Source organism: Anaerocolumna sp. MB42-C2 (assembly GCF_030913705.1).
Lineage (GTDB): Bacteria > Bacillota > Clostridia > Lachnospirales > Lachnospiraceae > Anaerocolumna.
This window is the reverse complement of sequence record NZ_CP133190.1, coordinates 2,197,847-2,211,197: the sequence shown is the minus strand read 5'-3', so window position 1 is coordinate 2,211,197 and position 13,351 is coordinate 2,197,847. Positions and strand designations below refer to the sequence as shown.

Below are 13,351 nucleotides of genomic sequence, written 5' to 3'. Positions count from 1 at the left end.
CATTGGGGGACAAAAGAAAATGAAAACAATCAAGATTTTTTCAACTCAAAGGATAGATAAAAAAAGTGTTATTATAGAAAATAATATCATTACCCCTATAAGATGTGGGGCAATTTACGATAAGAATAAGTCTGATATACAGGGAGATAATACCGGTGACAATATATCAGAGAAGCGTAATAGTTATTGTGAATTAACTACTCAATATTGGGCTTGGAAAAACGTTGAAGCAGATTATTATGGTTTCTGCCATTATAGAAGATACTTTTCCTTTAATGATAATAGACTAGATGCAGATGACTGGTCAACAGTGTGTATGGATTTTTTAGATCAAAAAGCTATAGATAAGTTATGCCTTGATGAAGAATCAATTTATAATAAAGTAACAAATTATGATGTATTAGCTTATGAACATGTTGATTTAAAAAAAGTAGGAATTAAATCAGTTTATGAACAATATAAAACTGGCCCTAAGTTATATATAAAAGATTTGGATTGTTTGCTTGAAATTATAGGTCATAAATATCCAGAATTTTCAGATGCGGCAAAAGAATACATGAATGGAACTACATGCTATTTATGCAATATGTTTATAATGCGTAAAGATTTATTTAAGGATTATTGTAAGTGGTTATTTGATATTTTAAAAGAGTTTGAACAGAAAGTAGATATGTCCTATTATAGTATAGAAGGATTAAGAACGCCAGGTCATTTAGGAGAAAGGCTATTCGGCATATATTATACATATTTAAAAAAACAAAATAAATATAAAACCGGTGAATTACAAGTTGCAACTTTTGCGGATGTATCAATTAGTGAAGAATTAGAGCCGGTTTTTAAAAATAATAATATACCTATTGTTATGTCTTCCAGTGAATATTTTATGCCATATTGCGGAGCAACAATTAAGTCTATAGTTGAACATTCTACTAACGAAAATAATTATGATATTATTATTTTGGAAAAAGGTGTTCAGGATAAAACAAAAAATTTAATAAAGAAAATAATACAAGCACATAATAATTTTTCAATAAGATTCGTAAATGTATCAAGATGGTTTAGCTCGTATAACCTTTTAGAAATAAGACATATTAGTGTTGAAACATATTTTAGGCTTATAATTCCTGAACTCATGACTAAATTTGATAAAACCATTTATTTGGATGGAGATTTAATTGTTAAAACAGATATTGCTGAATTATATAATACTGATTTAAAAGACTATTATCTGGGTGGAGTTGTAGATATTGTTGGAGCTGGATTGGTCAATGGTTTTGATGATAATGCTAAAGAATACTGCATTCAAAAATTGAGATTAAAAAACAGATTTATGCAATTTAATGCAGGTGTTTTGGTGATAAACATTGCTGAACTTAAAGAGGCATATACTTCAAAATATATGTTAGAATTTGCGCAAAAGGGGCAATTTACTTTTCAGGATCAAGATGCATTAAATATTTTATGTGAGGGTAAAATTAAGTGGTTAGATCCATCATGGAATTTTTTCGCTGATGAAGTAAATGGTTACAGAGGTTATGTTGCTTCATTTGCTCCTAAAGATTTATATAATGCATATAGAGAAGCAGGAAAAGAACCGAAAATCTTTCATTTTGCAGGTGCAGAAAAGCCTTGGTTTGATCCTTTATACGAATATGCTGATGAATTTTGGGGTACGTTAAAAGAAACTCCATTTTATGAAATAGTAACACACAGGAGAATAGTAGAAAATGGTTGGTGGATCGCTAACCAGGCAATAACTAATGGAAAGGGAAACAAACCACAAAGTTTAATAAAAAGAGTAGTGAGAAAATTTGAAAATAGATTACTGCCTCAAAACACTAAGCGAAGAAAAGTAATTGGTAAGATATATTATAAATTACGGGGGTGGAACTAAGGTACCGGAGGTGTTACTGTGGTAAATGAGTTGACTGATTTTTTTGAGTTAAGAAATAATTATTCTAATTATTCTCAAATAGAAAGTGAATTGATATATGGTAATGAGAAAATAAAGAAAACATTTATAACAGTAGTAATTCCTACATATAAACGTTGTTCATCATTAAAAAATACTATTGAATCAGTTATAAATCAAGTAAATTATGACGATTTTATAATTATTGTTGTAGATAATCAATACAAAAGAGATTCTGATACTGAAAATATGATTAAAAATCTTAATTATGAAAGGATTTTGTATTATCAGAATAAAGATAATATTGGGCAAATAGCAAATTGGAATAGAGGAATTGAAATTGCACAGTCTGAATGGGTAATATTACTCCATGATGATGATATGCTGAAAAGTAATTATTTCGAGGAAGTAGTTAGCATAATTAAAAACAATCCTGATATACAAGCTCTTGGTACTGTATCTGATACTTTTGAGTTTGAAAATAAAAATAAAATTATTAATAATGATATAACGTGGAAAACAAAAGTAAAAAAGCTTATTAAATCTAGATTTAGAGGCAATATAACTAAATTAACTTTAAAAGATTATTATTTTGAGTCTGGATATTATGCCCCTATTGGCTGTTTATATAAAAGAGAAAATGTTATAAAAATAGGCGGTTTTAACGAGGATTTTTTTCCAATCAGTGATTGGGTTTTCCATGTCAATTATATGTTAAAATATAATTTATATATAGTTTCATCTGTACTAACATCAAGAGGAATTGGGATAAATGATTCATTATTAAAGAAATATAGAATTGGATTTATAGAGAAGGGATACTACTTTAGAAAGGCCATATTAAAGAGAAGAAAATCGTTACTTGGAGAGTGGTGGATTCAAATAGTAACATGGTATAATGCAAAGATTAACTATAAATTAGAAACAGATGATTTAAAAAAGAATATGTTGAAAATAAAGTATGATACAAAAATGTACAAGTGGATATACTTATTGATTTATAGACTCTACAATATAACGAAAACATATTAGATGAAAGGAGAATTGCATATGAAAGTGGTATTATTAGCAGGAGGTTACGGAACAAGAATTAGTGAAGAATCTCATTTAAAACCAAAGCCAATGATAGAAATAGGAGGTATGCCTATATTATGGCATGTGATGAAATTATATTCTTATTATGGATTTAATGAGTTTATTATTTGCTGTGGTTATAAAGGGTATGTGATTAAAGAATACTTTGCTGATTATTATTTACATAATTCAGATGTTACTTTTGATTTTACTGATAACAATAAAATGGAGATACATAATAATGTTGCTGAACCATGGAAAGTAACATTAATTGATACTGGTCTAAATACAATGACTGGAGGTCGTATTAAAAGAGTAAAAGATTATATTGGAGACAGTCCTTTCTTATTAACATATGGAGATGGTGTAAGTGATGTTAATATAAAAGAACTTGTACAGTATCATAAAGAACATGGAAAGAAAGCAACGATTACTGCTATACAACCAGGAGGCAGGTTTGGAACATTGGATATATCAACAGATAATAGTATAATGCGATTTGCTGAAAAGACGAAAGAAGACGGTGGTTGGATAAACGGTGGTTTTATGGTATTAGAACCATCTGTTATAGACTATATAGAGAATGATTCGATTTCTTTTGAAAAATACCCATTAGAAAAATTAGCTTCAGAAGGACAATTAAATGCTTATATACATCATGGATTTTGGCAATGCATGGATACATTAAGAGATAAAAACTATTTGGAAGAGTTATTGGAAGGTGGCAAAGCACCGTGGAAAGTGTGGGAAAAATAATGGAACTTTCATTTTATAAAGGGAAAACTGTATTAATAACAGGGCACACCGGATTTAAGGGCACTTGGATGTGTAAAGTTCTTGTTATGAATGGTGCTAATGTAATTGGGTATTCACTAAATCCACCCACTAATCCAAGTCTATTTGAAATTACTAACATGAATGGACATATAACTTCGGTAATTGGCGATATTAGAGATTTGGAATCAATAAAAAGTTGTATGAATAAATATAACCCTGATATTGTTATCCACATGGCGGCTCAACCAATCGTTAGAGAATCCTATACTAATCCTGTCTATACTTATGAAACGAATGTTATGGGAACAGTTAATATCCTAGAAGCAATCCGTTTAAATGGCAGCGTTAAATCATTTGTTAATGTAACGACTGATAAAGTTTATAAAAACAATGAATGGGAGTGGGGTTATAGAGAGAATGATATCCTTGATGGGTATGATCCTTATTCAAATTCAAAGTCATGTTCTGAATTAGTTACAAGTACTTATAAGAACTCTTTTTTTTGCAATAGAGATATTGCAATATCTACCTGCCGGGCTGGAAATGTTATTGGAGGCGGCGATTTTGCAAAGGATAGAATTATACCAGATTGTATTAGGGCGATGGAAAATAATGAAGAGATTATTGTGAGGAATCCAAATTCAACAAGGCCATATCAACATGTGCTAGAACCGGTATGCACTTATTTATTTTTAGCACAAGCTCAATATCTTAATAAAAATTTACAAGGGAATTATAATGTTGGACCTGATGATAAGGATTGTGCAACCACAGGTAATTTAGTAGATTTATTTTGTAAAATCTGGGGTGATAAAGCCAGTTGGAAAGATATATCTGAAGCCGGAGCTCCTCATGAAGCAAATTTTTTGAAATTGGATTGTTCTAAAATTAAAATGTTATTGAATTGGAAGCCCAGATGGGGAATTAAAGATGCTATTGAAAAAACAGTTGAGTGGAGTAAAGTTTATTATTCTGGTAAAGACGTCAACAAAGTTATGGAAGAGCAGATATCTGAATATTTAAATAAATAGTTATAATTATGACACTTAAGTTATCTTAAGTGTCATAATTATAACTGAAAAGTAATGGGAGAAACTGGAAATGAAGAATGTAATTATTATGGGTGCCAATGGTTTTATAGGTTCACACCTTTCGGAAAAATTTCTGAGAGAGGAATGGAATGTATATTGCCTTATACAAAAAGGTTCAAAATATGAATTAGAGGGTTGCAATATAATTGAATTTGAACTTGATAATTTGGATGAACTAGAAAATAAACTTCCAATAAATGCAGATGTGTTTTATAATTTAGCTTGGGTAGGTGTAAGTACTACTTACAAGAATGACTTTACAATACAAGCTAAAAATATAGCATACTCATTGCAGGTATTAAAATTGGCTGAAAAATTAATGTGTGCTAAGGTGATTTATCCGGGTTCGGTCTCAGAATATGCTTATTCAGAAAAACCAGTTAATGGGCAAAATTTACCCTGTCCTGCAGATATGTATAGTGCCTGTAAAACTTCAGTACATTTTATTTGTGATCTATATGCAAGACAAAGAAACTTAAATTTTTTATGGGTACTTATACCAAGTATTTATGGGCCCGGTAGGGAAGACAATAATATAATTACTTATGCTATTAACGCTTTTTTAAGTAATAATAAACCGTCTTTTACTAAATTAGAGCAGATGTGGGATTATTTATATATTGATGATTTAATCTCAGCTTTATACCTTGTAGGAATTAAAGGTAAGCCTGGAAAGTCTTATGTTTCAGGCTCTGGAGTTGCTCATCCTTTATCGAAATATATCGAAATAATAAGAGATATAATTAATCCGTCACTTTCTATGGGTATAGGTGAATTACCATATAAGACGAGTAAAATAGATAATTCAATCGTTGATATTACTTTATTGCAAGAAGATACTGGTTACAAACCACGATACACTTTTACTGAAGGTATTACAAATACAATAGAGTATTTTAAGAAAAAGAGAATTGAGGATAATAAGGATGTATGATGCAATAGTTGTTGGATGTGGATTCTCTGGTGCTGTTATTGCACGTCATTTAGCAGCAGAAAAGAATCTAAAAGTACTGGTATTAGATAAGCGAAATCACATAGCCGGAAATATGTATGATAAAGTAGATGAAAATGGAATTATCGTTCAACAGTATGGACCACATATATTTCATACTAATAATGAACGTGTTTATAAATACATTAAGAAATTTGGTACATGGGAGAACTTTAATTTAGAGTGTATGGTTTTCATGAATGGCAAATATACGCCATCTCCATTTAATTTTCAAACAATAGATGATTATTATGAAAAAGATAAAGCGGAACTACTAAAAGAAAGAATTAGGCATAATTATTATGGACTTGATAAAACTACTATTGTTGAAATGCTTACTTGTCAAGATGAAGTTATCAGAGATTATGCAAATTTTCTTTTCGATAATGATTATAGCCTGTATACAGCTAAGCAGTGGGGAATATCACCAAGTGAAATCGATATTAGTGTCTTAAAAAGAGTGCCTGTCCTTTTTTCTTATAAAACAGGGTATTTCGATGATACTTATCAATGTATGCCTGTTGGTGGATTCACTAAGATCTTTGAAGATATTTTAAATCACTCCAATATAGAAATTATGTTGAATACTAATGTGAAAAATTATTTAGAAATTGATATTGAGAATGGTCAAATTAAAAAGAATGGTAAAGTAATTAATATTCCTGTTATTTTTACGGGAGCGCTTGACGAATTGTTAAACTATAAATTTGGTTTGTTACCATACCGCTCTTTAAAATTTGAATATAAAACTGAAGATACAAAAAGTTTTCAAAATGCACCAGTCGTTGCTTATCCGCAAGCAGAAGGCTTTACAAGAATTACAGAATATAATAAATTACCAAAACAAGATAGCAACAAATCAACTATTGCTTTTGAGTATCCGCTGCAATATGATTCTGGTGGTACTTCAGAACCCTATTACCCAATTATTTCTGAGGACAACCTTAATAAATATAATGATTATAAAAATGAATTAAATAAAATAGATAATGTTTTTGTATGTGGCCGTCTAGCTGATTATAAATATTATAACATGGATCAAGTAATAAATCGTGCATTGGATATTTGCGAAGATTTAGATCTATGGTTGTTAAATAATTAATATATCAAGCTGTACTAAAATATGGTAAAGCAGGTGATAATATAAAAAAATTACTCATAATTGCCTCAAAATTATCTGGTGGTGGAGCGGAACATGTTGCAAGAAATAACATTGAATGTTTTTTACAGGATTCAGAAATAAAATTAGCGTTATTAACCTGTGATAAGGATTCTTCTAAAGTATATAATATTGATACTTTTATTGCAAAAGATTTTAGAAAATCAAAAAATATAATCTTAAAAGCGATAGAAAGTATTTATTTAAAACATAATTATCTAGTTACTAAAAATTGTTTGTCTGAATTCAAACCTGATATAATACATATACATGATTATATACCATTTTCACCAAGCATGTTAAAGGCTGTATATGAATATAAAAAACAATCATCTTGTAAAATTATTATGACGCATCATACTTATTCATTCATATGCACTAATGATTCTTTATATAATTATTCTTCGTGTCAATTATGTGAAAAATGCGTTGGAAAGTTTGATAAAACTATTATAAAAGATAATTGCTATAATAATTACATAGGTTCAATAATGAAATATTTGCAGAAAAACAGAATGATGAGGTATATGAATGGTCTAATTGATATTCATATTGCTCCAAGCTATTTTATGCGTGATATGTTGTTAAAAGTAAATAAAAGTTATAGAATTGAAGTAATATTTAATCCGTGCATAAAAGAAATCCCCCAAATTACCGATAACGATAAGGATAATAAGTTAGTATATTTCGGACGTATAAGTAAAGAAAAAAACATACTAAAAATAGCTGATTTGTTTTCAACTTTAGAGACTTCTATGAAATTACTAATTATAGGAACAGGGGATCAATCTAATGAATTAAAGGAAATTATTGAAAATAGTAAAAATAATAACTTGATTTTTATAAATGATTTTTTAAACAGTGATAAATTGTACAATGAAATAATACATGCAAAATATTTTATTTTACCATCTGTTTGGTATGAAAATAGTCCTGTTTCAATAGTTGAAGCAATTAGTTTAGGCATTGTTCCAATTGTATCAGATATTGGCGGAATGAAAGAATTAATAGACTATTTTAAAATAGGATATAGCTTTAATCCGCATAATGATAATAGTATTATGGAAGTGCTTAAAAATATAACCAATGAAAACCTATTACCTAATATAGATAATAATGTTATATTAAAATTAAATGAATTCACAAATGAGAATTATAAAGATAATATTATTAAAATTTATGGAAAAGTAATTAAATAATAAAGTGTATTCTATCTATTTTTATTTAATTTATTGCAATAACCTTAAAGAAGATATATAGTATCTATAATAAATCGTTAATAAAACATTTAAATTAGAAGATAGGGTGTTTATATGAAAAACAAACTACAAAAAGAAAATAAATATTGTACAGGATGTGGAGCCTGCTTTAGTAAATGTCCCAATAATGCAATTAAAATGATATATGATATACAATATGATTTTTCATTACAGGCAGAAATAGAAAAGACAAATTGTATTAATTGTGGATTATGTGAAGAGGTATGTCCAGTTTTAAATGACATATCTAACCTGAATAGTGAAAAACCTTTATGTTATGCTGTCTGCGCAGATGATGTAATACGTAAAAAAAGCAGCTCAGGTGGTATATTTACTCTATTAGCTAATTTTATACTTGATAATAATGGATATGTATGTGGTGCTGCTTATGGTGAAAATTTTCAAGTAAAACATATATTAATATCTAAGCATGAGGATTTACATAAGTTGCAAAGAAGTAAATACGTTCAAAGTGAAATCGGAGAGATTTTTACTGATATTCTAAATCTTGTAGATGATAACAAAAATGTTATGTTTGTAGGAACACCATGTCAAGTAGCAGGTTTAAAAGCATTTTTAGGCAAGGAATACAGTAATTTAATACTAGTAGACTTTATATGTAATTATGCACCACCACGTTTTATTTTTGATAAATATCTGGATGAAAATTTTGGTATAGACAATATTGAGAAAATAGATTTTAGAATAAAAAAGTATGGATGGGTTAGTGATATTCATCAAATTGAATTAAAAAATGATGATAATATATATATAAAAAGACCTAATAATGATGCTTATCAAAGAGGATATCACCCTCGATTATATATGAGAAAGACCTGTGAAGAATGCAAATTTTCAGGATTTCCAAGACAGGGGGATGTCACAATTGGTGACTTTTGGTATATCGGTAATTATAATGCTAATTTGGATGACAAAAATGGTACAAGTCTTGTTCTTTTGAATAATGTAAAAGGCAATAATGTATTTCAAAACATAATGAACAAATTAAAAGTTTGTGAACAAGTTCCGCTGGATTTATTAGATTATAATAGACCGGTTAAAGTTAATGCTCATTATGGTAGAAATAGATTTTATGATCTTATAAAGAAATATACTTTTAATAAAGCAGTTGATTATGCTATAGATAATAAATTTGATGTTGGGATTATAGGTATTTGGAGTGAAAGAAATTATGGCTCTGAGTTAACTTATTATGCCCTTTATAAGGTTATATCTAATATGGGTTTGGAAGTTCAAATGGTAGAAAGGCCGCGTGATGTAGTATGGAAGCCAAATGAATTGCCTATATTATTTAAAACAAAACCATATCCTGAATATTCTTTATGTTTCTTATATAATTCTAAAGAGGAAATGTTTGAAATAAACAATCGGTTTGATACAGTGGTAATTGGATCTGATCAACTATGGCATAGAGATTTATATGAATGCTTTGGAAAAATATGCTATTTAGATTTCGTTAGGAGTGATAAGAAGAAAATATCTTATGCAACATCTTTTGGAAAAGATGATTGGACAGGCAATGAATATGACAGATACGAAGCATCATATTATTTAAAAGAATTTGATTATACTTCAGTAAGAGAATTAAGTGGTGTTGAAATTTGTAAAAATAAATTTAATATCTCTGCGGAATGGGTTTTAGATCCGGTATTCTTATGTGATCGTGAATATTTTGAAGAGCTGGCACTAAAATCAGATATGATTGTTCCAGATTCATTTATTGGGGTATATATATTAGATAATTCAAGAACAAAACAAGAGATATTGAACTATGCACAGAAAACATTAGACATGGAGCTAAATGTTATATCGGATGCATTTACAGATGATATCTATAAAGAATGGGATATTAATATCTATAAAAATGCATATGTGGAGGATTGGATTAAGAATATAATAAATTGTAAATTTGTAATAACTGATTCTTTTCATGGTATGTGTTTTGCTATTATTTTTAGAAAACAGTTTATAGTTATTAAAAATGAAAATAGAGGTGTAGCACGATTTGTAGATTTACTAACCACGTTAAATCTTCAAGATAGATTGGTTTCTGATGTGGATAATATCAGAGATTTACTAGAAATTGAAATAAATTATAATGAAATTGATAAAATTTTAAATAAAGAAAAAGATAGATCATTTAATTGGTTAAAAAGTGCTTTACTATCAAAAAAGAAATCTAACATAAAGTCATCTGACATTATGTTAGATAAAATGAATGAGCATTTATTTAAAAATTCTTTTAATATTAAAAACATTCAAGATACAATTAATCGACATGAAGAATCAATTAAAAGGCACGATGGAGAAGTATACTGGCAAAAAGAAGCTATATTTAGACATGAAGAAGCCGTAAATCGACATGAAGAATCAATAAAAAGACATGAAGAAGCCGTGAATCGACATGAAGAATCAATAAAAAGACATGAGGATGCAGTGTATTGGCAGGGCGAAGCAGTATTTAGACATGAAGAAGCTGTTAATCGGCATGAAGAATCAATTAAAAGGCATGAGGATGCCGTATATTGGCAGGGAGAGGCAGTATTTAGGCATGAAGACGTGATAAGTTGCCATGATAATATATTAAATAATCATGACCAAAAAATTAGTGAATTTAGTACAGAAATTTTAAAAAGTGCAGCAGAATTTGAAAAGTTATATGAGGAGGTTAAAATTTTAAAAAAGAAAGTAGATGAGTTAGGAATTAGAAATAGGATAAAAAAAATCGTATATCGCATAAAGCATTAATTGACTAACTGGGGTTTACAGGAAGTACAATTATTAAATCATTTTCAATTAAGTAAACTATAAAATGGAAGAGATATCAAAAAAATAAATTATGAAATGATGATAAAAAGCCAACTGTTAGCTGGTTATGAAATAATTTTCAGTGAATTTGATTTTAAGATATCCTGTTTATTATACAAGCGGAGTATTTTAAATTTAGAACTAAAGGGGATTTAAACTAATGAGAGAAAAGATTAAAAGTTTTTTTATTAAATTGAATACGCAATTTATATTTATTTTATTATCAATGCTGATATTAGTGCCGGCATTATATATTAATTTTACATTGTATAGTACATATTCTGGGATTAAGGAAATAGACTCTTTTTCGGAAGGTATTATGATTTCAGATATAATGTATAATAATCATTTTATAAATGAAAGTTTGTTTCTTAAAGCTATACATCCAGAGTTGAAATTTGATGATGGATCAACTGGATCAAAAGAAGAAATTTATAATAAATATATTAATAACGAAACATACAAACAAGACCAATATGTAACTTATTTTTCAAATATAACAGCACATAGGTTTATATATAACTTCATCGATGATCTTTTTAATAGTAATAAAATTATTGTAATAAAATTAATAAAGTTAATTAATGCAATATATTTATCCATTATGCTTACAATAATATTATTATGGATTAGGAAAGAAGTGTCTTTAACTGTATCTATAAGTACGCTGTTTATTTTAAGCTTTTGCTGTTCAAATCTTATTGCTTTTGGTACAAATCTTTATTGGATGGCAGGAAGTATGTTCTTACCAATGGTGTCATCAATAATTATATTAAATAGCAAAAATTTTACTTTATCAAAAAAATATTTTAACATAACTTTTTTAGTTGCATTTATAAGTTGTTTTTTAAAACAACTACTTTATTTTGAATTTATTACTACTATAATGATTAGTATGATGATTCCCTATTTTTATTTTGCTATTAAAAATAAATATAATTTAAAGAAATGCTTTAAGTTATTTCTATTTCCGGTAGCAGGGGCAATAAGTTCATTTGCATTTACTTGCGTAATTAAAATAATAATGTTAAATAAAAATTATAGTTTGAAAGATGCTATTAATTTATTTTTTTCACCTATAATTTATAGAATTTTAGGTGATAGTCAATCAACTAGTAGTTTGATAAATAAATCAACAGAATATCCAGTTACTCAACTAATTAATGATATGTTATCTTTTGAGGCAATATCATTAAAAGGCATATTTAAAGTCACTGAAGGCCAATTAATAATAATTTCAGCAATTCTTATAATGATAACATATTTTATTTTTTATAAAAATAAAAAAGTTTATAATAATAAGCATATTGCTTTTACCTTATGTACTATTATTTCCATATTAGCACCTTTTTCATGGTATATACTTGCCAAACCGCATACATTTGTTCATGAATGGTTATGTGTAATCTTATGGTATTTACCATTTAATATTTTACTTATAGCATTAGATGTTTCTATAATGGTATGTTTATTAAGATATATTCTAAACAAATTAATAGTAAATAAATGCTTAAACAAGAAGAATATATTCGTTTTTATACTAGGTATATGTATATGTCTGACTTCAGATTATATGAGTAAAGATATATCAGCTTATAAAAACTTAAATATGCTTGATGCTATGAATGATGGAGTGATATTATATAATAATAACAATATAGAGATTTTATATTACAATTCTAATATATATTTTATTACAAATAAAAAAATTACACAGACATTCTTTGTGCACATAATACCGGAGGATTTATCGAATCTGGATGAAGTATCGAAAAAAAATGGTTTTGCAAATTACGATTTTGATTTCAATGCTAATAAAGTAGATGAACCATATAAAATAAATGGAAAATCTATCGTCAAAATAGAATTACCAAATTATCTTATTAGTAAGATTATTACAGGACAATTTGAATTTAAAAATAACACATATAAAAATCTATGGGAAGATGATATAGATCTTTCTAAAATTTTACTACCAAAAGGATATACATTTACTCCGTATGATTTAAGTGATTCAAATTGGACAAGGGGGATAAGTAATGACGGAAAAGTGATTCTGATTGCAGGTAATGACAATACATTTTTAGGGCTAAAAGGTAAATTAATTACAACAACTAATGGAATAAGTACAAGAATTACTGATGTTCAATTTATTTCTGAACAATGGACATATTTAATTTTAGACGAATCGATTATACAAGTGGATAATAAACTATTAAGTTTTAATGTAGTAGATAAATAAATGATAAAAGTATTATT

The 13,351-nt window shown here is 27.8% G+C and carries 9 protein-coding genes; all 9 read left to right on the top strand.

The genetic code is table 11. The annotated features are described in order from the left end of the window. Positions 1-19: 19 nt before the first annotated feature. The 9 genes from RBU59_RS09815 (at position 20) to RBU59_RS09775 (ending at position 13,334) form a co-directional block, all read left to right on the top strand. Positions 20-1,894, top strand: coding sequence for a DUF4422 domain-containing protein (locus RBU59_RS09815; protein WP_308147700.1), 1,875 nt, complete (start codon positions 20-22; stop codon positions 1,892-1,894). A gap of 18 nt (positions 1,895-1,912) precedes the next feature. Further along, on the top strand, positions 1,913-2,944 hold the full coding sequence (locus RBU59_RS09810) for a glycosyltransferase family 2 protein (protein ID WP_308147699.1): 1,032 nt from the start codon (positions 1,913-1,915) through the stop codon (positions 2,942-2,944). Positions 2,945-2,962: 18 nt separating this feature from the next. Next, on the top strand, positions 2,963-3,742 hold the full coding sequence (gene rfbF / locus RBU59_RS09805; protein ID WP_308147698.1) for a glucose-1-phosphate cytidylyltransferase: 780 nt from the start codon (positions 2,963-2,965) through the stop codon (positions 3,740-3,742). Continuing rightward, positions 3,742-4,794 carry a CDP-glucose 4,6-dehydratase gene (gene rfbG / locus RBU59_RS09800; RefSeq protein WP_308148565.1) on the top strand — a complete coding sequence of 351 codons (1,053 nt, stop codon included), beginning with the start codon at positions 3,742-3,744 and terminating at the stop codon, positions 4,792-4,794. Before rfbF ends, rfbG begins: the two co-directional genes overlap by 1 nt. A gap of 70 nt (positions 4,795-4,864) precedes the next feature. Continuing rightward, positions 4,865-5,788 (top strand): NAD-dependent epimerase/dehydratase family protein, encoded by a 924-nt coding sequence (locus tag RBU59_RS09795; RefSeq protein WP_308147697.1) that lies wholly within the window; start codon positions 4,865-4,867, stop codon positions 5,786-5,788. Further along, complete coding sequence (gene glf / locus RBU59_RS09790) at positions 5,781-6,947, top strand: UDP-galactopyranose mutase (protein ID WP_308147696.1); 1,167 nt, start codon at positions 5,781-5,783, stop codon at positions 6,945-6,947. The genes RBU59_RS09795 and glf overlap by 8 nt, the downstream gene beginning before the upstream one ends. Further along, entirely contained in the window at positions 6,947-8,203 is a 1,257-nt protein-coding gene (locus RBU59_RS09785) for a glycosyltransferase (RefSeq protein ID WP_308148564.1), read from the top strand. Before glf ends, RBU59_RS09785 begins: the two co-directional genes overlap by 1 nt. Positions 8,204-8,317: 114 nt before the next feature. Continuing rightward, the gene (locus RBU59_RS09780) at positions 8,318-11,032 is read left to right on the top strand and encodes a polysaccharide pyruvyl transferase family protein (protein ID WP_308147695.1); all 2,715 of its coding nucleotides are present in this window, start codon (positions 8,318-8,320) and stop codon (positions 11,030-11,032) included. A 220-nt stretch (positions 11,033-11,252) separates the two neighbouring features. After that, a complete protein-coding gene (locus RBU59_RS09775; RefSeq protein ID WP_308147694.1) occupies positions 11,253-13,334 on the top strand; it encodes a hypothetical protein in 2,082 nt (693 codons plus the stop codon). Positions 13,335-13,351 lie beyond the last annotated feature (17 nt).

Bases quoted from the DNA above. Each gene is read 5' to 3' on its own strand.
- RBU59_RS09815 (WP_308147700.1), top strand. From the start codon at position 20: ATGAAAACAATCAAGATTTTTTCAACTCAAAGGATAGATAAAAAAAGT.
- rfbF (WP_308147698.1), top strand. From the start codon at position 2,963: ATGAAAGTGGTATTATTAGCAGGAGGTTACGGAACAAGAATTAGTGAA.
- rfbG (WP_308148565.1), top strand. From the start codon at position 3,742: ATGGAACTTTCATTTTATAAAGGGAAAACTGTATTAATAACAGGGCAC.
- RBU59_RS09795 (WP_308147697.1), top strand. From the start codon at position 4,865: ATGAAGAATGTAATTATTATGGGTGCCAATGGTTTTATAGGTTCACAC.
- glf (WP_308147696.1), top strand. From the start codon at position 5,781: ATGTATGATGCAATAGTTGTTGGATGTGGATTCTCTGGTGCTGTTATT.
- RBU59_RS09780 (WP_308147695.1), top strand. From the start codon at position 8,318: ATGAAAAACAAACTACAAAAAGAAAATAAATATTGTACAGGATGTGGA.
- RBU59_RS09775 (WP_308147694.1), top strand. From the start codon at position 11,253: ATGAGAGAAAAGATTAAAAGTTTTTTTATTAAATTGAATACGCAATTT.